This is a genomic window from Marinococcus tarijensis (genome assembly GCF_054971385.1).
Map to the genome: position 1 here is coordinate 16,682 of NZ_JBQOJA010000017.1, position 21,269 is coordinate 37,950.

General features: G+C 46.7%; 21 protein-coding genes. 12 read left to right on the forward strand and 9 right to left on the reverse strand.

What is annotated here, in order from left to right:
- Positions 1 to 296: 296 nt before the first annotated feature.
- Together ACTTK7_RS10715 and ACTTK7_RS10720 are read left to right on the forward strand one after the other, a co-directional pair.
- Positions 297 to 1,385, forward strand: coding sequence for a DUF1541 domain-containing protein (locus ACTTK7_RS10715; RefSeq protein ID WP_462868085.1), 1,089 nt, complete (start codon positions 297 to 299; stop codon positions 1,383 to 1,385).
- Positions 1,386 to 1,534: 149 nt separating this feature from the next.
- Positions 1,535 to 2,377, forward strand: coding sequence for an HD-GYP domain-containing protein (locus ACTTK7_RS10720; RefSeq protein ID WP_462868087.1), 843 nt, complete (start codon positions 1,535 to 1,537; stop codon positions 2,375 to 2,377).
- Positions 2,378 to 2,404: 27 nt separating this feature from the next.
- Here the strand turns inward: ACTTK7_RS10720 and ACTTK7_RS10725 are convergent, their stop codons facing one another.
- The 5 genes from ACTTK7_RS10725 to ACTTK7_RS10745 all read right to left on the reverse strand — a co-directional run bounded on the left by ACTTK7_RS10725 (position 2,405) and on the right by ACTTK7_RS10745 (position 5,768).
- A complete protein-coding gene (locus tag ACTTK7_RS10725; RefSeq protein ID WP_462868089.1) occupies positions 2,405 to 2,599 on the reverse strand; it encodes a hypothetical protein in 195 nt (64 codons plus the stop codon).
- A 45-nt stretch (positions 2,600 to 2,644) separates the two neighbouring features.
- Complete coding sequence (locus tag ACTTK7_RS10730; protein ID WP_462868090.1) at positions 2,645 to 3,349, reverse strand: response regulator transcription factor; 705 nt, start codon at positions 3,347 to 3,349, stop codon at positions 2,645 to 2,647.
- Positions 3,350 to 3,451: 102 nt separating this feature from the next.
- A complete protein-coding gene (locus tag ACTTK7_RS10735) occupies positions 3,452 to 3,784 on the reverse strand; it encodes a four-helix bundle copper-binding protein (protein ID WP_462868160.1) in 333 nt (110 codons plus the stop codon).
- Between the two features lie 99 nt (positions 3,785 to 3,883).
- Entirely contained in the window at positions 3,884 to 5,299 is a 1,416-nt protein-coding gene (locus ACTTK7_RS10740; RefSeq protein ID WP_462868092.1) for a sensor histidine kinase, read from the reverse strand.
- 160 nt (positions 5,300 to 5,459) lie between these two features.
- Positions 5,460 to 5,768 (reverse strand): SHOCT domain-containing protein, encoded by a 309-nt coding sequence (locus ACTTK7_RS10745; RefSeq protein WP_462868094.1) that lies wholly within the window; start codon positions 5,766 to 5,768, stop codon positions 5,460 to 5,462.
- Positions 5,769 to 5,825: 57 nt separating this feature from the next.
- Here ACTTK7_RS10745 and ACTTK7_RS10750 point away from each other — a divergent pair, with 57 nt between their 5' ends.
- The 3 genes from ACTTK7_RS10750 (at position 5,826) to cysK (ending at position 8,470) form a co-directional block, all read left to right on the forward strand.
- A complete protein-coding gene (locus ACTTK7_RS10750) occupies positions 5,826 to 6,086 on the forward strand; it encodes a hypothetical protein (protein ID WP_462868096.1) in 261 nt (86 codons plus the stop codon).
- Between the two features lie 224 nt (positions 6,087 to 6,310).
- The gene (locus tag ACTTK7_RS10755) at positions 6,311 to 7,312 is read left to right on the forward strand and encodes an acyltransferase family protein (RefSeq protein ID WP_462868098.1); all 1,002 of its coding nucleotides are present in this window, start codon (positions 6,311 to 6,313) and stop codon (positions 7,310 to 7,312) included.
- 225 nt (positions 7,313 to 7,537) lie between these two features.
- Positions 7,538 to 8,470: a cysteine synthase A gene (gene cysK / locus ACTTK7_RS10760; RefSeq protein ID WP_462868100.1), complete on the forward strand. Its 933-nt coding sequence runs from the start codon at positions 7,538 to 7,540 to the stop codon at positions 8,468 to 8,470.
- A gap of 812 nt (positions 8,471 to 9,282) precedes the next feature.
- Here the strand turns inward: cysK and ACTTK7_RS10765 are convergent.
- Entirely contained in the window at positions 9,283 to 10,350 is a 1,068-nt protein-coding gene (locus ACTTK7_RS10765) for a copper resistance D family protein (RefSeq protein WP_462868102.1), read from the reverse strand.
- Between the two features lie 20 nt (positions 10,351 to 10,370).
- Entirely contained in the window at positions 10,371 to 10,919 is a 549-nt protein-coding gene (locus ACTTK7_RS10770; RefSeq protein ID WP_462868104.1) for a copper resistance CopC family protein, read from the reverse strand.
- A gap of 427 nt (positions 10,920 to 11,346) precedes the next feature.
- On the opposite strand from ACTTK7_RS10770, the gene ACTTK7_RS10775 reads away from it, so the two are divergent.
- On the forward strand, positions 11,347 to 12,780 hold the full coding sequence (locus ACTTK7_RS10775; RefSeq protein ID WP_462868106.1) for an IS1182 family transposase: 1,434 nt from the start codon (positions 11,347 to 11,349) through the stop codon (positions 12,778 to 12,780).
- A gap of 114 nt (positions 12,781 to 12,894) precedes the next feature.
- Here ACTTK7_RS10775 and ACTTK7_RS10780 read toward each other — a convergent pair whose 3' ends face one another.
- On the reverse strand, positions 12,895 to 13,506 hold the full coding sequence (locus ACTTK7_RS10780; protein WP_462868108.1) for a CadD family cadmium resistance transporter: 612 nt from the start codon (positions 13,504 to 13,506) through the stop codon (positions 12,895 to 12,897).
- A gap of 232 nt (positions 13,507 to 13,738) precedes the next feature.
- Between ACTTK7_RS10780 and merR the strand changes: the two genes are divergently transcribed.
- From merR to ACTTK7_RS10795, 3 genes are all read left to right on the forward strand, one after another.
- Complete coding sequence (gene merR / locus ACTTK7_RS10785) at positions 13,739 to 14,161, forward strand: Hg(II)-responsive transcriptional regulator (protein ID WP_462868109.1); 423 nt, start codon at positions 13,739 to 13,741, stop codon at positions 14,159 to 14,161.
- Positions 14,162 to 14,219: 58 nt separating this feature from the next.
- A complete protein-coding gene (gene merA / locus ACTTK7_RS10790) occupies positions 14,220 to 15,863 on the forward strand; it encodes a mercury(II) reductase (protein WP_462868110.1) in 1,644 nt (547 codons plus the stop codon).
- Between the two features lie 116 nt (positions 15,864 to 15,979).
- A complete protein-coding gene (locus tag ACTTK7_RS10795; RefSeq protein WP_462868112.1) occupies positions 15,980 to 17,326 on the forward strand; it encodes a dihydrolipoyl dehydrogenase family protein in 1,347 nt (448 codons plus the stop codon).
- 485 nt (positions 17,327 to 17,811) lie between these two features.
- Here ACTTK7_RS10795 and ACTTK7_RS10800 read toward each other — a convergent pair whose 3' ends face one another.
- Positions 17,812 to 18,372, reverse strand: coding sequence for a bifunctional transcriptional activator/DNA repair enzyme AdaA (locus ACTTK7_RS10800; RefSeq protein ID WP_462868113.1), 561 nt, complete (start codon positions 18,370 to 18,372; stop codon positions 17,812 to 17,814).
- A gap of 129 nt (positions 18,373 to 18,501) precedes the next feature.
- Here ACTTK7_RS10800 and ACTTK7_RS10805 point away from each other — a divergent pair, with 129 nt between their 5' ends.
- The 3 genes from ACTTK7_RS10805 (at position 18,502) to ACTTK7_RS10815 (ending at position 21,154) form a co-directional block, all read left to right on the forward strand.
- Positions 18,502 to 19,458, forward strand: coding sequence for an arsenic resistance protein (locus ACTTK7_RS10805; protein ID WP_462868115.1), 957 nt, complete (start codon positions 18,502 to 18,504; stop codon positions 19,456 to 19,458).
- A 316-nt stretch (positions 19,459 to 19,774) separates the two neighbouring features.
- Entirely contained in the window at positions 19,775 to 20,047 is a 273-nt protein-coding gene (locus tag ACTTK7_RS10810; protein ID WP_298788838.1) for a DUF4190 domain-containing protein, read from the forward strand.
- A 297-nt stretch (positions 20,048 to 20,344) separates the two neighbouring features.
- Entirely contained in the window at positions 20,345 to 21,154 is an 810-nt protein-coding gene (locus ACTTK7_RS10815; protein WP_462868117.1) for a ZIP family metal transporter, read from the forward strand.
- Positions 21,155 to 21,269: the final 115 nt, after the last annotated feature.

The window sequence follows — 21,269 nt, forward strand, 5'->3', positions numbered from 1 at the left end:
ACCATCTTTTCCATTGTTTCACCTCCTTTACCTGATGATTTTCACCCTTTATAAACGTGTCATATAACTTTCCGAAACCCCTGTTTTGCCGAAAGGTTACATGGAAATCCTGCGTTTATATTATAAGGGACTCATGTGTAGAAAGTATGAAGACAACGTATAAAGTAGCCCCATGCAATTATTTGGATAAAAATGACTCCAACGAAAGATTCTTAAGAAATCTTCACAATTTCTCCATATTTAAGAGGTACAACTACTTATGTACCCACTTTGATGCACCAAGGAGGAAAAATACAATGAACAAACACATGACATGGGGAATCGCTGCGACCACTTTCGGTCTGCTGCTGGCCCCGGTAACCATGGAAGCTTCTCAAAGCGATAACACCAACGCTTCTAGCCCGATGGCAGATCATCACGAAGAAAGGAGTTCCTCGGGCATGATGGCCGAAGGAACGCAGGGACCAATGGTCAATATGCTCCAGCAAATGTTGCAGGATCGTGGCATTTCCACCGACGTAGACGGCATTTTTGGTCCCCAAACCAACCAAAGCGTACAAACATTTCAAGAAGAGGCTGGTATCGCCGTGGACGGCATCGTTGGTCCCCAAACGATGATGGCATTGCAAGACAGTATGAGCGAAAACATGGGGATTTTACGTACTGGAGACGCCAACATGCACGTCCGCCATATGCAACAGCTATTAACCAATCAGGACATTGAAACGAACACCGACGGCATCTTTGGCCCAGAGACCCGAGAAAACGTGATGAATTATCAGCAGGAACACGAGCTTCAAGTAGATGGCCTCGTTGGTCCGGAAACCATGGGACACATGATGGACGGCATGAACCCGGAAGATCGTCAACAAATGATGGGCATGATGGGAATGATGAACAACGATCAGCATCAGCAAATGAAAGGGTCCATGGGAGAACACAAGGAGAGGCATATGAATCCTTCCAGCTCCGGAGAAGTCCCGGATGATCTGTCGAAAGCGGAAAGCCCTGCATTTGAAGTAGGGGATACAGCTACGATAGAAGCCGATCATATGGAAGGCATGGAAGGAGCGACCGCCACCATCGTCGGAGCTTATGATACGACCGCCTATACCGTGACGTTCCAACCTACCCATGGCGGAGACCTTGTCGAAAATCACAAATGGGTCATCCATGAAGAATTGAACAACACAGGTGAAGCATCGTTACAACCGGGGGATACAGCCGTGCTTGACGTCTCGCACATGGACGGCATGAACGGCGCCACGGCGACCATCGATACCGCGGAGGAAACCACCGTGTACATGGTCGACTTCACCACCACGGATGGGGAAGAAATCACCAATCACAAATGGTTGACCGAAAGTGAACTGCGCAGTAACTAACGTTCATTCCGTGAAGCAAGCAACCGTTATAAGCAAACCAAACGTTCTCTCTACCAGAGGGAACGTTTGGTTTACCTACACGCAGTAGTGCCCGTGTCCAATAATGCTCGTGGAGATACTTCTATCGCGAGGAAAAGAGGGAAATAGACATGCCAGTCAACGAGGACCACCGTCGGTTGTTTTTGAAAAATACCCTGGGCCTGGATGATGGCTACCGTTTGGGAGGAAAGTTACACCTTTCTTCCCAATATCCGTGGTTGGAACAGTTCTTCCACTCGCTGATGCAGGACAAGTCGACACGCCGATTATTTCAACAACTGGCCAACTGGGACATGTACACGTACCGTCATTCCTTTGATGTCTTTCTTCTGGGCTCCCTGCTGGCTCACCAATTAGCATGGCCGAATAGACGCGAGATAGCGCGCGGGTTGCTGCTTCATGATATCGGCAAAACGGCTATCCCCCGCTCGATCTTAACCAAACAGGAAACCCCCACGCTGCGGGAATGGAAATTACTCAAAACCCATGCTCGGCATGGGTATGACATCCTAACAGCCCATGGGTTCTCGGAAACCATTGCCTGTATGGCCCACAGCCATCACGAACGCTTGGACGGCCGTGGTTATCCGGATGGAAAGGCGGCGTCTGACCTCGAAGATCCTGTTCGACTTTTAGCCGTCGTCGATGTCTATTCCGCGCTGTCTCTGGACCGCCCTTACCTTTCAGCGGTGCCGCCCCACCAAGCAGTGCCCATGGTACGAGAAGAAGTTGGTCCGTTAGATCCACGGTATGTTCGTGCTTTGGGCGAGTTGCTGGGCATTTTTCCCTTGGGAGCCACGGTTCAATTAACGAATGGCGCCACGGCGGTTATTGTGGACATGGAGGAAGCGCTCCCCACACTGCCTCGCGTCCGGAACAGTCAAACCAACGAGACCTTCTACCTTCCCATCGATCAAACCATCCAGATCAATCAGTGGATCGACCCCTTTTAACGTTTGCCGTATTTCTGGGCGCAGCGCTCATCTTTTCATGACGATATAAAAAAGAAGAAGCAAGGCGCCCAGAGGAAGGAAAACCCAAAAGCAGACCAGCGCCAACTGATAAATAGACGTATGCAACGTCATAAACGGCGCCGCCCAGATGGCAGACATCGTCAGGCAACCGAGACCGATAACGATAAACGCGATAACAACCACCCATTCGATCCGCTTCATGTCATGTTCCTCCCTTCCATTCCTTGTATACAGACGCAGGCCCCATCACGACTCTTCAAACTTATACCCCACGCCCCAGACGGTGTGAATCGGGTTTTTTGCTTGATAAAAGGGGGTTAATTTCCATCGAAGGTTTTTCATGTGCGTATCCACCGTGCGCACGTCGCCCATGTAATCCATGCCCCAAATCTGCTGAAGCAACAGTTCCCGGCTAAACACTCTTCCGGGCTTCACGACCAACGTATGAAGCAGGTCAAATTCCTTCGGGGTTAACACGACTTCTTCTTCCGAGATGGACACCGATCGCTTGTCCGGATTCATCCGCAGCCGGCCTCGTTGGATTTCCTGAGACGGTTCCGGGGATAAGGGAAAGTCATAGGACCGGCGAAGAAGCGCGTGGACCCGGGCCACCAGTTCTTTGGCTTCAAATGGTTTCGCCAGATAATCATCCGCCCCCAACTGCAGCCCCTCCACCCGGTCCTCCAGGCCGGCCCGGGCGGTCAGCATCAATATCGGTACCGCACTGGACGCGCGCACCGTTTCACAAACTGTCCAGCCATCGGTTTCCGGCATCATCAGATCCAGGATGAGCAGGTCATACGACTGCTTGTCCCAGAGAGCCAATGCTTCTGTTCCTCCAGACGCTTCGGTAACACGGTAACCGGCGTGCTGCAAGTAGATACGCAGCATCTGCCTCATCGGAAATTCATCATCTACTACCAGAATGTGATATGTTTCGCTGTCTTTCATTTTCTTCCCTTCCTTTTACGAGCACCCATCTATGTATGTTAATTATATATTATTATGAAGAAAGCCGCCGGACGTGGTCCAGCGGCTCCCCGTGCTCTCCGGTTATGTGGCTATTTGTTCGCACGCTTCCGCGCAGCGATAGCAGGCATCGGCGCAGTCTTTGCAGTGCTGATGATGCTCGTGCTTCGCGCATTCATCTCCGCAAGCGCGGCAAATTTTGGCGCACAGCGCACAAATCTCTTTCGCAAAGGGGCTGTTGCTTTGCATGGCTTTCGCCGCAAAGGCACATATATCTGCGGCTTCGCGATCGAGGCGGATACATTCGGCCATCATTTTCACGTCGTCTTCTTTCAGGCAGTCATCAAAACAGCGATTGCATTGTTCCATGCAACGAAGGCATTCTTGCACACATTCGTCGTAAGTCATGGCAACCATCCTTTCTTTTTTTTGAGATTCCCTCACCCCGCCACCTACTTTTATTGTGCCCCCTGCATGTGAAGAAAGTGTGAAGAACCATCAAAAAATTTCTTTCCATTAAACATCTTTTCCAAGCGAGGGGAAGATGAGCCTGAAACACGTGCCTTCTCCCGGGATACTGGAAACGTGAATCTCTCCGTCATGCGCATGCATTAATTGCTGCACGATGGCCAATCCCAGCCCCGTGCCCCCGCCTTCCCGCGACCGGGACTTATCCACCCGGTAAAATCGATCGAAAAGAAACGGCCGGTCCTCCTCCGGGATGCCGACGCCTGTATCCGTCACGGTGATCACCGGTTGGTGATTGGCATTGGAGAAAGCTTGAATCGAGATGCTTCCAGTTTCCGTATAACGCAGGGCATTCGTTAACAGGTTCGTGACCACCTGTTCCAATCGCCGTTCATCTCCGTCCACGACCAGTTCTTCCTCGATGTCTACGTATAGTTCCAGCCCCTGCTGACGGGCGGGGAAAGCAAACCCGTCGACGATGCGGTGAATCAACGGACCAACGGCTACTCGTTGGTGGATGAAGTTCATATGGCCATCATCCATTTGCGCCAGGTCGAACAGTTCTTCCACCAGACGATTTAATCGTTCGGCTTCATTCGACAGAATAGCCACGTACGCCTCCTGGTCTTCCGCATGATCGTACAGCTTTTCCTGCAGGATATGCGAATAGCCTTTGATGTACGTCACCGGTGTTCGCAATTCATGCGAAACATCCGCCAAAAACGCTCTTCGGGCGTCCCGGTACTGTTTCAGGTCCCGGGCCAGATCATTAATCGCCGTGCCCAGGGATCCTACTTCGTCCTGGGACGGATGCTCGACCCGAACCTCCAACTCACCTTTGGCTAGTTGACGGGTCGCTTGTTCCATCCGCACCAAAGGCAGCGTCAGGCGCCGGGCCAGCACAATGATACAACCAAACGCCAGCAGAAAACTCCCGACGACCGCAAGCGTCATCAATCGCTGAATCTCCTGAATGTCCGCTTCGATCACTGATTGGGACGATAACAGATACAAGCTTCCCGTTCCTTCTTCATTCGTCGGCAGGGCCCTGCCGACAACCAGGTAGTTTTCTCCCGTGGCTTCTTCAGTATAGGTTCGTTCCACCATGCCCCCTGCTCGGATCTCCTCGCGTGCTTCCGGAGGCATTTCAGCGGCAAAGGCCGTCGTATTGTCTCCCACGTGCCGGTTGGATTGAAAATGCTCATCCAGTACATACACATCCTGATGCGCGGCGGTCAACGTTTCCAAAACGCTGGTGGCAATCGTACCGTTTTCGTCGTACATGGACCCATAGTGAGAAACGCTTTGCCTCATGTCCTCCACTTCTCGCTCAACGAAGAGCCCAGAAATCACTTCATGGATAACCAAAGCGAGTGGCACTAACACCACGACCAATAACGAAAACAAAATAGCGGCTAATTTCACGGCAATATGTTTCCGAAACGTTCGCAGCCCCCTTCGCACTTTTTCACATCCCTTCTACGGCGCGAACGTCGATATGTTCTCATTCGCCCGGTTTTTTGGGAGAAAAGACCGTCCCCTATAGTAGTAGACTATCTTGCCAAAGGATGGCAACACAAGTGAGAGCCCTCTTCCATGATGAACGAGGGCTCTCTTCGACCATTTATTTGTCTTTCTGAAGCACGCGGCGTTTTTGTTCAAATTCTTCTTCCGTTAATTCGCCCTTGGCAAACCGATCCCGCAACGTGTTTAACGATGCCTCCGAAGACGAAGCCCGTGCCTTGTTGTCTTTTTTGGCATTGATCGCGACATGGACAAGCGTGTAAATAGCCACAATTACCAGCGCGATCAGCAGAAGCATCCAGAGCCACATCCCCCAAGACATCATGGACATTCCTCCATTCATCATGGACGTATTTTCATTCATCATGGACATGTTTTCATTCATGATTGAGATATCTTCTTTGTTCATGGTTATTCCTCCTCTTCCTAAGACATGATCGCATACAAGTTTGAAGAAAACGTGAAGATGATCTACATTTCTTCTATAGACGCCTCCATGACAGCTGGTGAGGTATTATCCTGGTATCAGTACCGGTGGGCGATGGAAACCTTTTTTCAGGAAACCAAAAGCAAGCCGTCGATGGGCGGGTATCGCCTGCGGAGTGCTCCGGCCATCCGACGCTACCTGCTTCTCCTTCAAACCGCCTGGCTGCTGCTTGCCTGGGCTTTTGCCGGCATCATCAGCGAGGTCTTCCATACCAGCCGTCAGGAGCACCGGCGACCTTAGAAAGCGTGTATGAATCCTACCAGCGTGGCCTGACCCGCAAACCCATCACTTGGATGATATTATCGATGATTTCCCATATTTCATCCATGACCAACATTTGTTTTCAAAATTGCAACATTAGAGTTTTTTACATATCTTTGCGATGGTTTTCGCTTTTTCTCCATGATATGCTGTATTTTCAGCAATTCTGACACTACCATGAACAGTTGACGCAGGTGATAATGATGAATCAGCACTTTGAATGGGTGAATAGTGCCAAAGGTCTTGGCATTATCCTGGTGGTCCTCGGCCATGCTCCCATTGACGATATTTTACGCCAGTATATTTTCGCGTTCCATATGCCTTTATTCTTTCTTTTATCTGGGATAACGTTTAAAGGCGGCTATACAGACCTCCGGCCGGTCGATTTCGCCAGGAAAAAAGGCCGTTCGCTGCTTATTCCTTATTTTACCTTTTCCATCATGACATACGCCTTCTGGTTTTTTCTGGAACGCCCTCTTCTGGGTCAAGATGACGTTGACGCTATTGTTCCTGCTCTCGGTATTTTTTACTCTGCCGGAGACAACTACCTGCTCACCTACAACCCGGCTATATGGTTTTTAACCTGTCTGTTTGTGGTCGAAATTGGTTTTTTTCTGCTGCTCAAATACGTCCCGTGGAACAGCATCCGCATGATCAGTATTGCCGCTGTCGCGGCAGCAGGATATTTTTCCACCCGCTGGTTTGACCCCCTGCTTCCCTGGAGTATTCAAGTAGCTACCGTTGCCATATTGTTTTTCGGCCTTGGTTATTTGTTAAAAGCCCGGACAACCATATTCGAGCAGCCCTTCGGATGGGCAGCAGGCGCAGCAGCACTCGGCTTGATATATCCGCTCATTCAATTGACGAACCGGATCGACATGCGCGTTGGGGAATATCAGTCTGTTCCTATTTTCATATCTACTTCTCTGCTCGGTATTGCAGGTATTTTATTTTTAAGCTTCCGCCTGGAAGGAAAAAGCCGCATCCTCAATTACTTGGGGCAGAACTCCCTGATCATTTTCACTCTTCATTTTATGATTTTTGCCATCATCCGTCTAACGCTTCAATACGGCTTCGGCATTGAAGGCAATCCTATGCCGATCACTTCGTTATGGGGGATGATGTTTACGGTAGTTACGCTTTTCATCAGTGTGCCGTTCGTGTATTTGATCAAAACCAAAGCACCGTTTCTTATCGGTAAATAACACCCCGCTTCCCCCGAACCGAAACCGGACTGTTAAAAGCAAACGGTGGATGACTAGATTATAAATTGGACCAGTAACAAAAAATAAATAAAGCCGACATTGAAAATCGTTCCCAGAGTATTTCTGCCCCTTTTGATTTACAGATTGACAGAAATTGACCCCCTTGGTACGGTTAAATTATCATAAAACCAATAAATCTACTTGGTTTTTGAAGGAGGAGCATGCATGAAGGCTGCAAATAACGTTACAGAACTCATTGGAAATACTCCTGTCGTAAAGCTCAACCGTTTAACCGGGGAAAATGATGCAGATGTTTATTTGAAACTCGAGTATATGAATCCAGGAAGCAGCGTGAAAGACCGTATTGGTCTTGCCATGATCGAAGCTGCTGAACGGGATCGTCGTTTAAAAGAAGGGGATACCATCGTTGAACCGACAAGCGGTAACACCGGCATCGGCTTGGCGATGGTAGCTGCTGCCAAAGGCTATCCGGCAGTGTTGGTCATGCCGGAGACCATGAGCACGGAGCGTCGCAATCTTCTACGTGCCTATGGCGCGGAACTGGTGCTTACACCGGGACCGGATGGCATGGGTGGCGCGATTTCCAAAGCGTATGAGCTCGCTGAAGAAAAAGGCTACTTTATGCCGCAGCAGTTTGACAACGAAGCGAATCCAACAATCCACCGTGAAACAACCGGTCGCGAACTGCTGGAGCAGATGGACGGACCGATTGATTCCTTCGTTTCCAGCATTGGTACGGGTGGCACGATTTCTGGTGCAGGTGGTCTACTGAAAGAGCACTATCCGGAGATGCGTATTGTTGGTATTGAACCAGCGGCTTCCCCGATTTTAAACGGCGGAAATAAAGGCCCTCACAAAATCCAGGGCATTGGTGCCGGCTTTGTACCGGGCACGCTGAACACCGACATTTATGATGAAGTAGCGGAAGTAACCACAGAGCAGTCGTTTGACTATGCCCGCCGTGCTGCCCGGGAGGAAGGCATTTTAGGCGGCATTTCTTCCGGCTCCACCATTTATGTCGCCCTGGAAGAAGCGAAAAAGCTCGGCAAAGGCAAAAAAGTCGTGGCGGTCATTCCGAGTAACGGGGAACGTTACTTGAGTACCCCTCTTTATCAGTTTGAAGACACTGTAGACTAGCATAAAATCTTTGAAGCGTCCGTCCCCTGAAAAAGGGACGGACTTTTTTCATCTTAGCTTATCCATGGAAAGCACAACCCTTTTTCTCGAAAGCCATCTTCCGTGGTTTCCCCATGCCAACCATTGCTGGGACGATGGGGCATCAGCCCGATTTGTATTGAATGCTTTTTAGATATTTATCATTGCTACTTAAACGTATGAAAGGTAACGTTACCATCAACACTTCAATTTTTAAACGTGTTTTTCTTACGTGTTTACTAGTGATGATGAAACGAGTTACTCGTGCATCTTCCAAAGAACTGAGCAAAGCCATCGAAGCATGAACTATAGACGTAATCAAAAAGCTTCAAAGAAAAGGACTTCTAGAACAATCACACCTTGGTCTCACGAACTATTTCCGACTACCAAAACGTCAAACAAAAATCTACCTGCCAAAGCAGATAGATCATTACCATCAATTCAGTCCCCCGATAGTTTGTATTGGCTTTTAAGAAGAATAAGGGAACACATCTTTACTATTCATCATTGGCAAAACACTATGATTACAAAAACACCATTTAGCTGTAAAAAGGATTGTTAGGCTTGAAAAAACAAACTATTTTCAAGCCTAATCGAATAAAAGCTCTTTGAACAATGGCTTTCATGATATATATCGGGTTATTGCGATGAATAGCCACGATGATTTCAGAAGCAGCTGCTTCCTCAAGACCTTCTGTTTCTACGCAGCATACAAATGAGCTCAATTCCCTATATCATAGGCATGTCTTCTTGCTCGCAGCGACGCGCAATAGCTTATCCTTGGTGTCCCCTGCTCAGGCAACGTCGAGCATATAAACAAGGCCGGTGTAGGCGCTTAGTACAAACATGAGCCCGAGAATAAAGACGCTGAACGGCGAGCGTCCGCGACGAAAGTTCTGTCCCATCAAATATAAAAACCCGAGTGATAATAACATACTTAAAATGGTAATGGGGTGCAACTGCAGCTGAAAAGAAGCGCTGTCCGGCACCGAAGCAGGATAGAGCACGTGAAACAAAAAGGCCGGATCTTCATCCTGTAGGGTACCGCTCGGCTGCTGCTCGGTCATAAAAGCAGTGACCACGAAGATAAGCATAGCGGTTAGACTTTCCGCCCGTAGCCACGGCCGCGGATTGTAATTCGTTGTCTGATGCAGTCGCCTGCGGACAAACACGCCGTTAAAAAGGGCGAAAACGAGAATGACAACGTACAATAAATGCTTCCATATCAACGCTTCCCCGTAAGGGAGCGCCCATGAGCCTATAAACGGGTCTGTCAGCAACTGTCCCATAATTACGCCGGTCGAGGCAATGATAATGATACACATAACGGCGATCAGCGTGAACCATTCCAAAAATGAAGCCCATTGTTTATAGGAAACCGCAAACCAGCTAACCATCAACAACGTTCCGATCCAAAGACTCACCGCCAGCAAATGGAAAAAGTGTAGCGTACCTCCGATGAGCGAGGTCGCGTTGGCGGCGTGTCCCGACGCGCCTAAAGCACCGATCATTCCTATGATAAGAACGATGCCTACGACGGCAGCAGCCCGTGGCATGCTGGTGGAATGAAAGAAAAGGATAAATATCCCAATCAGGAAAAAACTCAGGACAAACAATACGACCCAGCTCTGACCCACTTCATATTGGGCTAATATGCGCTTAAGGGCATCAAAAAAGGGAACTTCCCTACCAGCAGCTACCGTCCAGCTGAGCTGGGCGATAGGCACAAAAGAAACGACTGGTAACAAAGCAGCAGCTGCTGCCGGAACGGCAAACGGGATCGAGAGCGCCGGCCGATGTGTCGAAGGAACAATCTGAAGCAAAAGCGTACCGGCGAGGACGGCGAAAAATACATACTGCAAAGCGTTACTTGCTGCCAGAATCATGATCGGCGTTTTAAGCGGACCAGGAATAGAACAACAATGACAGCGACGAGGCCGAGGCCAATTAATGCGAGGGGGATGTTGGAGCCGGATTCTTCTTCATCCACGCCACTGTCAGTCTGCCCTTCGGCGCTTTCCTCCGCGCCTTCCGTTTTGTTGTCCGAAGAGGCTTCATCGGAAGAATTTGTTGCTTCTGGCGCTTCTTCGGCGATAAACGAAGAACTGCCTTCGATAATGTGCCCGTCTTCACTGACGACCTCAAAAGAAGCTTCATATTCTCCCGCCTCGAGCGGAGCTTCCATCGAAACATTCAATTGATCTTCGGGTTCGAGGGAAACGTCAGTGGTTTTCACTTCATTGCCTTGTTTATCTTGAACCATGATGTCGTTGTAGTCTTCGATCGGGCCATCAAAATAAAACGTGATATCTTCCGGTGCTTCCACCGTGGCGCCCTTTTCAGGGTCAGAGCTTTCTAGACCTATATGTGCTTCAGCCACCGCAGGCGAAAGCAGAAAGCCGGCGGCGAAGCCAACGATTAAACGACGCATAGGTTTTTCCTCCTTTTATATGAATGATAGCGTGATTATCAACTCCTGCTCCCTTTATACCAAAGAATACGTTGAAAAAAGGAAAGGATGTGAATACTTTACGAAAATCTGTTGAAAACATCTTCGGTTATCTATGTAAGCGCAACCCTTCTTGAAAAACACGTTCGGTGGTTGTGCCATGCCGACCATTGCTGGGACGATGGTCAATCAACCCCGTCACATAGGCGACTTCCTGCTTCGTCAGGTGAGCGAAATCCTTGTTTTTTTAGTATCTAAAATTATTAACTTCTAGACAACACTCTGAAAGGGGCTGTCCTATTTTTAGGACAGCCCCTCAGACTGTCGACAATGGCTCTAAATTGAGAGCGTGTCGGCAGTTTTTTTATGCTATGATAACAAGAAATAGCCTGGAAAGGGGTTATGGCGCATGATGAGGCGGAATACGGAAGAAGCTCGTTACCGGGAAGCAACCATTCAGTTGGATCAGTTAGTGCCCGCGGACCACCTGGTCCGCCAGATCGAGGCCGCGCTGGATTTTTCTTTTATTTACGACGAAGTTGCGTCCCTCTATGCCCCCATCGGCCGGCCGAGTATTGACCCGGTCCGGCTGGTGAAAATGGTGCTGCTCCAGTATTTGTTCGGCATTCGCTCCATGCGTCAGACCGTTCGGGAGATCGAAACGAATGTGGCGTACCGATGGTTCCTCGGTTTGGATCTCCTGGAGCCCGTGCCGCATTTCTCCACCTTCGGCAAAAACTACACGCGCCGGTTTCGGGACAGCGGGTTGTTCGAAGCGATGTTTGAACGGGTGCTGGGGGAAGCCGTGGCTGCCGGCTTTGTGGATCCGTCCGTCTTTTATATCGATGCCACCCACGTGAAAGCGAACGCCAACAAGAAAAAATTTGATCGAGTTCAGTTGGCGGCCGAAGCCCGGGCCTACCAGGATCAACTGGATGCCGAAATTCACCGGGACCGCGAGGCCCACGGAAAAAAGCCCCTGCCTCCCGCCCGCCGCGAACCGGGCGGACGGGAGGTCAAACAAAGCACGACGGATCCTGACAGCGGCTATTACGTCAAAGATGAACGGGAGAAGATGTTTGCCTACAGCTGGCATACCGCATGCGATCGGCACGGGTTTATCCTCGGAGCGATCGTGACCGGGGCCAACGTGCATGACAGCCGGATCTTTCATGAGCTGTTGGCCCAGGTGACGGCCCGGGCGGGCCGACCCTACGCTGTCGCGGTGGATGCCGGCTATAAAACCCCGGCGATTGCTCACCTGCTTCGCGAGCAGGCGATTCGCCCGGTGATGCCTTATACCCGGCCCAAGGGCCCGCCGGGGCGTTTGCGCAAACAGGACTTTGTGTATGATGCCTATCTGGACGCGTATCTCTGTCCCGAATATCAGGCCCTGCGCTACCGCACCACGAATCGGGAGGGCTATCGGGAGTATGCCTCGGATCCCGTCATTTGTCAGTCCTGCCCGCTGCTCGAGACCTGCACCCAAAGCCGGGATCACCGGAAGGTGATCCTCCGCCATGTCTGGCAGGACGATCTGGACGAAGCTGAACACCTTCGGCACACCCCGTGGAACCGGAGGACCTATGCGGAACGAAAAGAAACCATCGAACGGGTTTTTGCAGATCTCAAACAAAAGCATGGCTTGCGCTGGACGCTCCTCGCCGGAGGGGAACGAAACACCGCGCAGGCGATGCTTGTTTATGCGGCGATGAACCTCAAAAAACTCGCCACCTGGCGGTGGCGACAGACGTATGCTTGTCCTTTGGGGCTTCTTTTTTCTCTCGAGGGTATAACAAAGGCCTCCGAAAATGGATTTCGGAGGCCTTTGTCTACAATCTGAGGGGCTGTCCTATTTTTAGGACAGCCCCTCTGGCTATATCACCAAAATTATTCGTTATTGTCGGAGAACGCCAACTGTACGTTTCTTTAGTTTCATTTAGATAGTCGTTTAAGATCAGAGAAAAGACAACAATGAGCCAAGGGTTCCATTGATCACAAAAATGTACACGCCCAGCCCGATATAAATGGACGCCATGACCCATCGCCCAAACTTCTCCGTTATTTCTCCCACTCCTGGGATATCCGTCAATTTTTGAGCCGTAAAGACCAACACAAAGATTAATACCACAAAAGTGATTAAGGTGGTTAGGAGTTCTGGTACGTTAATCGACACAAAGTACGGCACAAAGAGACCGATGTTATCCGCCCCACAGCTGCCTATGGCGATCAAAGCGACGGTGGTCGTCAGTTTCCCCAGCCCTCGTTGATTCAATTGTTCTTCGACGGCTTCTTCATCATCATCGCCTACAAAAGCTACTTTAATACCCAGATACATGGGAATAATCCCCAAAAGCCCCAGCATCCAGTCTTCTGGGACAAAATTCAACACATAAGCTAAAATCAAACTAATGGCAATGAGCGCCAACGAGCCGACATATTGGCCAAGATATATTTGCCGGTATTGCTTTTTCGTTTTCGCTTTCCCGAAAAAGATCATCAATATCACAAGAAGATCGATGGCTGTCGCTGCGTACAAAATTGTTGCTGTAATGATGGTCGAAAACATAGAATTCTTTCCTCTTTTCGTTTTAAATAGTTTTCTCCACTACCTATCCATGAACTGCATGCTCACCTTCAATTATTCTTCATCATGAGCATCACAAGCCTTAAGTAATATCCTATATTTAATCTACAAAGTAAAAATGTTATCTCTTCAGCTTACGATTGACATAATAAATCAACTCCTCTTGACCCCGGACTATGGTACACGGTTTATACTACCCCTAGAGGTGATTTCTTTGGAAATGAAAATTAGCGAGTTAGCCGACATTTGTAATGTGAACAAAGAAACGATCCGTTACTACGAACGCCAATCATTAATAGTTCAACCCTACCGAAACCATTCAGGCTATCGGATATATGGAACAGCCACAGTAAAGCGTATTAATTTTATTAAAAAAATGCAATATCTTGGTTTTTCACTAAGTGAAATACACAAACTATTAGGCGTAGTAGACAAAGATTCTGATCGTTGCAAAGATATGTATCAATTCGTTTCAGAAAAACAGCAAGACGTAGAAAAGAAAATTAATGACTTACAACACATCCAAAAAGTTTTAAATGAATTAAAAGACTGTTGTCCGAATGAAAGGGACTTGTACGCCTGCCCGATGATAGAACACGTGATTGAAGATGTGGAAAAGGAAGAAGGGCCTGTATGAGAAAAAATACATTATCCAATAAAGATTGCTACTCTTAAAAAATGAAGGGGAAATAAATATGAAAACAATTCGAATGGAAATCAAAGGAATGACATGTGTAAGCTGTGAAAATCATGTACGAGACACCCTTCGTCAAAATGGCGCTGAAAATATTCATGTGAACTATCAAAAAGGGGAAACGGAATTCCTATTACCACATGGGTACAAAGAAGAAAATATAAAGAAAGAACTACAAAAAACCCCATACCAACCGGGGACGGTGATTCCTATTTCATCTGATAGTGAAAAAAAAGCTTCGGAGGGGTGGTACGATTATGATTTTTTAATAATTGGGTCCGGAGGAGCAGCTTATTCTGCAGCCATTCAAGCCTCTGAAAATGGGTTACGAGTAGCCATGGTAGAAAAAGGAGATATTGGTGGCACCTGTGTCAATATCGGATGTGTTCCTTCTAAAACCCTTCTGCAAGCTGGACACCTTCAATTCCAAACCGAACAACAGCCATTCCAGGGTTTGATGACTTCGGCTCAACAACCAAATATGGATGAGCTACAAACACAAAAAAAGCAATTGGTTAACCAATTGCGCCAAGAAAAGTACGAAGACCTGATTGAAGAGTACGGGTTCGATCTCATCAAAGGAGAGGCTTACTTCCGTGATTCACACACCATATCCGTAGAAGGGAAAGATCTAACGGCTGAATTCTTTTTAATTGCTACAGGAGCTTCTCCCTTCATTCCCGATATTCCTGGATTAAAAGAAACGTCCTTTTTAACAAGTACGTCTGCTTTAGAGTTGCGTGAAGTTCCTGACCATCTACTTATTATAGGATCTGGATACATTGCGCTGGAATTAGGACAAATGTATCGCCATTTAGGTGCTGAAGTGACGATGATGCAACGCAGTTCAAGCTTTTTGAAAGGCTATGATCCAGAAATTTCTGAAGCCATGGAAAATGTATTACAAGAAGAAGGCATCACTTTATTGAAAGATGTCCGTTATCACAAAGTTGAAGAAACAAACGGTCAAAAGTTTGTTCATATTGAAATGAAAGGAAAATCAACAATCGTTCAAAGTGATCATCTTCTAATTGCTGCAGGGAGAAAGCCCAATACGGAGCGACTTCAAGGAGAGAACATTGGTTTAAAATTTGGGAAAGATGGCGAAGTCTTAATCAATAACTTTCTTGAAACCAATATTTCTCATATCTACGCAGCCGGCGATGTAACACTTAGTCCCCAATTCGTTTATGTGGCAGCTCACCAAGGGGGCATCGTTGGACAAAACGTAGCCAAACAACCAGCAAAAACGCAAAATCTAGAATATGTCCCTGCAGTGACATTTACGACTCCCTCCATTGCTTCTATTGGACGAACAGAACACCAGGCCAAACAAGCGGGCTATGAGGTAAAAACGTCCGTGTTTCCATTAGGATCAGTTCCAAGAGCGTTAGTAAACCACCAAACTCATGGTGTTTTCAAGCTGATCATGGACGCGAAAACCAACCAAATTATTGGTGCTCATGTGGTTTCTGAAAATGCAGGAGATGTCATTTATGCCGCTACGTTAGCTGTGAAATTTAAATTAACCGCTCATGACCTCCAAGAGACCATGGCTCCTTATCTTACGATGGCGGAAGGACTAAAATTAACCAGCCTTACTTTCGATAAAGATGTCTCGAAACTGTCTTGTTGTGCTGGTTAAAAATCTATACCCTATAACTTCCGATCAACTATAGTTGATCATGGGTAAAATACTGAATTTGGCAGTTCAAAAAGTAAGCACGTGTAACGTGAAAAGATATTAGGAGGGAAATAAAAATGATCAACAAATACGATCTTATTGTGATTGGTTCAGGTTCTGGAGGATCACTCACCGCAGCTAAGTGTAATCAAGCAGGATGGCATGTAGCCATGGTAGACGACCGCCCTTATGGAGGTACTTGTGCTTTACGAGGGTGTGATCCTAAAAAGGTATTGCACGGGGCCGTCGAACTATATGATTGGCACGAACGGATGAAAGGACTTGGAATTCATGGAGATACGACCATTCATTGGCCGGAGCTTATGCAGTTTAAAAGAACTTTTACAGCTTCTGTGCCCGATAAAAAAGAGCAGGCATTAAACCAAAAAGGAATAGATACGTATCATGGAAAAGCTTCATTTATTTATGAAAATCAATTAACGGTAGGAGAAGAAGTCCTTGAGGGGAAGTATATATTGATTGCCACTGGTGCTATGCCCAGCCCTTTATCGATTCGAGGTGAAGAATATTTAACCTATAGTGATGAATTTTTAGAACTGGACAACCTTCCTGAAAGCATCGTTTTTGTAGGCGGAGGGTATATATCCTTTGAATTTGCTCATATTGCAGCACGAGCAGGAGCAGACGTTCACATCATTCATCGTGGTAAAAGACCTTTAGAAAATTTTGATCCTGATTTAGTTGATTCTCTACTACAAAAATCAAGAGAATTGGGTATCCAAATTCATTTAGATCACTCTGTGGAAAGTATCGAAAGACGTCAGGATAAATTTTACGTACAAGCTCAAAGCAATGGAGAGAGTATATCTTTTCAATCCGAGTTAGTTGTGCATGGAGCAGGCCGAGTACCTGCCTTGGATTTAAATCTAGATAGAGGGAAAATTGACAAAGACAAAGATGGAATTGTCGTAAACGACTATCTCCAAAGTGTAACTAATTCGCATGTTTATGCCTCCGGTGATGCTGCCTCAACCAGTGGTTTACCTCTTACCCCCGTAGCAAGCATGGAATCCCATATAGTCGCTTCTAATATATTGAAAGGAAACATGAAAAAAGTAGACTATCCACCAATGCCATCTGTGGTTTTCACAGTGCCGAAGCTATCTTCCGTAGGAATGACGGAGAAGGAAGCAAAAAAATCAGAAAAAAATATTGAAGTGAAGCACCAAGAAGTGGAGGGATGGTTCACTTATAAACGCACGAATGAATCTCATACAAGTTTTAAAGTTCTTATCGATAAAGATGACGATCGAATTGTTGGGGCTCATTTGATGAGCGAAGAGGCTGATGAACTTATTAACCATTTTGCAACAGCTATCCGTTTTGGCATCTCTACAAAAGAATTAAAACAAATGACTTTTGCTTATCCCACGGCGGCTTCTGATATTGCTCACATGCTATGAATGTAGTACGACCTTAAAAAATAAATAATAACTTTTAAATGTTCTTGCTAATACTATAACCCAGGGCTAAAGATGATGACACCACAGATAGGCCTAATCGGTTTCCGGTAAGACCGCCGGTTTTCGACCACAACGCTGTTTATAGGAAGATGCGATAGTAAATCAAGGGAAGAATTAGGTCGATGTTAGCATCCAAAAAATGGCGATCGTCCTGAACTTGGCCCCGTCATCTAAATGAATGGCTCTTCTCCTAGGACCGCTATAGAAACCGTCTTTAAGATCTAATGGGGGATTCGGGAGGCCACGAAGAGAAAAAACACAGCATATAAAGCCATGAGAAGATTTGGCCCAAGGAGCACGTATGCTTATTATTCTAAAACAAGAAAAAGTTCCATTAATGGATTAGGTGGCTGAAAAATTCCATGGAGAGATAGCCATCTGCTTTCATCTATATAAGCATTCCTATCATTGGTTGGTTTACCGAACTAAATAGTACTTTTTGTTTTTAATGATTTTTGATAGATCGAGGGCGCCATGCCGGTATAGGCTTTAAACTTCACCGAAAATTGCGTGCTGTCATTGTATCCCACGTCCAGGGCCACGTCGATCATCGAAAGATGCTGGTTGTGCAGCAATCGTTTCGCTTCTTCCAGGCGCAACGTATGAAGATACGCCAGGGGCGTCATGCCATGGATAGCTTTAAAGCTGCGATGAATATAGGACGGATGTTTCTTCAAGGCCTCGCCTAACTGAGCCAAGCGATACGGATCGTGATAGTGCGTCTGAAGATAGGCCGCTGCGGCTTTGGCCACTTCTTCCTGATAGCCCTCCCAGTCTTCGGCTTCCGGTTTACACCGGGTACAGGGCCGAAATCCTTCGTGGACGGCGGCTTCGACACTCCGGTAGATAAATATATGTTTCGGATTGGGCGTCCGGGAGGTGCAGGAAGGCCGACAGACGGTCTTCGTCGTCGACAGCGCATAATAGAAAATCCCGTCATAGGTTTTGTTGTTGGTTCGAATGGCTTCCCATTGCTGTTCATTCATGGCGTTTTTTCGCTCCTTTGAAATTCCAGGTCAATATGGCTAATGCGCCTCCCGAAATCGCAGGGTACACTGGCTTTAACGGTAGGTTGTGCACATCGTACCCTTTAGAAAGATAAGGGGGCTCATTTGATGAATATGATCGAAAAATCACAAACGTTTTTTATTCTAGCTGCTGTGGGTCTTGGGTTGTTTCTAGGGCAATTCACTTGGATCGAACAGCACGCCGAGGCATGGATTATGCCCTTTTTATTCCTCATGCTCTACGGGCTTTTTTTGACGATTCCGCTTCAGGGATTAAAACAAGCCTTTCACAAACGAACCTTTGTCAGCACCAGTGTGCTGATGAACTTCGTATGGACGCCTCTGTTGGCCTGGGGGTTGGGAGCTTTGTTTCTCGCTGATCATCCGGCCCTGTGGCTGGGGTTCATCCTGTTATTAGTCACCCCTTGTACCGATTGGTATTTGGTCTTTACGTCGATAGCCAAAGGGAACGTCTCCCTCTCCACATCTATTTTACCGGTGAATTTGCTTTTACAGGTAACATTATTGCCGGTGTACTTATGGATTTTTGCCGGAACGATGGGAACGTTTGAAGGCGCCATGATCCTGGAAGTAATCCTATTTTTAGCTGTGCCGTTTGTATTGGCTACGCTGACCCGTTACCTGTTCCGACAAAAGAAAAAGATCCTGGAACAAAAGGTCATTCCTTTTTTTGCTTCGTCCCAAATCGTGTTTTTGTGTTTAGCGATTACGGCCATGTTTGCCTCGGAGGCATCGTATTTGCTCAATAATCTCCAGGTGATTCTTCTGATGCTGCTTCCCCTTGGGCTCTTTTATCTCATCAATTTCTTCCTGGCTCAAGGCCTGGGAAAAGTCTTTGCTTTCCCTGTGAAAGACATCATCAGTTTGAACATGACCACCATTGCCAGGAATTCCCCGATAGCCTTAGCGATCGTGCTGACCGTTTTTCCGGATCAGCCGCTTATTGCGCTGGCGCTGATTATCGGCCCTTTATTGGAATTGCCGGTCTTAGCCGTCCTTGCTCAAGTGTTGGTAAAGATGAACAACAGCCCCAAGCAATTTTAATTTTTTCTTGGGGTGTTTTTCCTGCTGGTTATTCTTAGAGCAACACTCACCAATCACTCAACCTCACCGAATTTATTAGCGGATACTGTTGGAAACTTTTATTTTTATATGATTACAGTACTTTTTGATAGGCTATACATTAAAGTCTAACGTTGCTGTGTTTTGATGTTAAAGATCAATTAGGGAAGGGCCCTAGAAACCTCTTTTACAATTGTCAAGAGAATGCCACTCATGTTTATTGTCTTTGATCGATGCCGGTGTTACGGTAAAAAATACATACACAATGCAAGAAAGTAAAGGGGCGGAATGTTGGGACGTGAACAATACTAATACAGCAGTCAAACAGTCGAGCAGCATCAAAGCTATTATTTCTTTAATCTTGGGCGTTGATGCGTTTATTTTTCTTATAATTCTTTTTCCTTTCAGTCTTATTTTCGGCATAATTGGTTTATGGACTGCCACCAAAGCCTTAAAGGATATTAAAGTTTATCATTATCGTGGCAAAAAAACAGCTTTAGCTGGGCTATTTTTCAGCATAATTGGAATAACTATAGGGACCGTGGTTACGTTAAATGTGTTTATATTATAAGTAAAGACCGGCGCTTCTAGGTTGCTCTGACCTAACAGCGCCGGTCTTTTTTCTAATTACTACGGTTTGATATTTTTCTATTCATAATGTTCCATCTCCTGTTGAAAGTGCTCTGATAGTAGTGTCAATCATTTAAAGAATTTATCAAAAAGTTGTGTTTTTTTCCTTACTATAATATTATTGCTTTAAGGCAACATTTTATCGTTAAAGAAAATAAAGTCTAAAAACATTTTTCTAGACCAATTTAGATAATAAAGCGGACATTTGTATTTTATTCGGCCGAAGGAGTTTTCTAACGTGATGAATTGGTTTATGGAACTATCACCCATGTGGCAAGCATTTATTGGAACCCTATTTACTTGGTTCATGACAGCTGCTGGTGCCAGTCTCGTATGGTTTACCAATAAAGCGTCTACACGCTTTATGGATAGCATGCTAGCTTTTGCTGCAGGCGTGATGATTGCCGCTAGCTTTTGGTCTTTATTGGCCCCAAGTATCGAAATGGCGGAGGACCAAGGAGTGCTCCCATTCGTGCCTCCTGTCATAGGGTTTTTGCTTGGAGGGGTATTTCTATTACTATTAGATTACCTCATTCCTATGCTTAACCCGGACCGTTATTTTCCCGAAATTAAGGATCCTCGCTCCAAACACCGAACATTCATGCTTGTTTCTTCGATCACCCTGCATAATATTCCAGAGGGGCTAGCCATTGGTGTAGCTTTTGGCGCTTTAGCCAACAACTTTTCTGAAGCAGGTCTAGCAGGAGCTATTGCCTTAGCTATTGGCATTGGTATTCAGAACTTCCCAGAAGGAACAGCTGTATCTTTACCCCTTCAACGAGAAGGAATGAGCAGAAGAAAAAGCTTTTTTTACGGACAGTTTTCTGGATTTGTCGAACCCGTAGCCGCCTTGCTTGGAGCTTGGGCAGTAGTCGTAATTGAACCTTTAGTTCCGTATGCGTTGAGTTTCGCCGCTGGGGCAATGATCTTTGTCGTTGCGAAAGAAGCTATTCCCGGCTCGCAAGAACGCGGGCATATAAGACTCACGACTTGTGCCTTGATGATAGGGTTCAGCATTATGATGGTGTTAGATGTTTCTCTGGGATAACTAAAACCAAATGATCCTTCCAACATGGGAGCAACAAAACTATCAACTAATATCTTTTGTATATAAAAGAGCAAAAAGGGCTGTCCCATTTTTTAGGACAGCCCTTTTTGCTGCG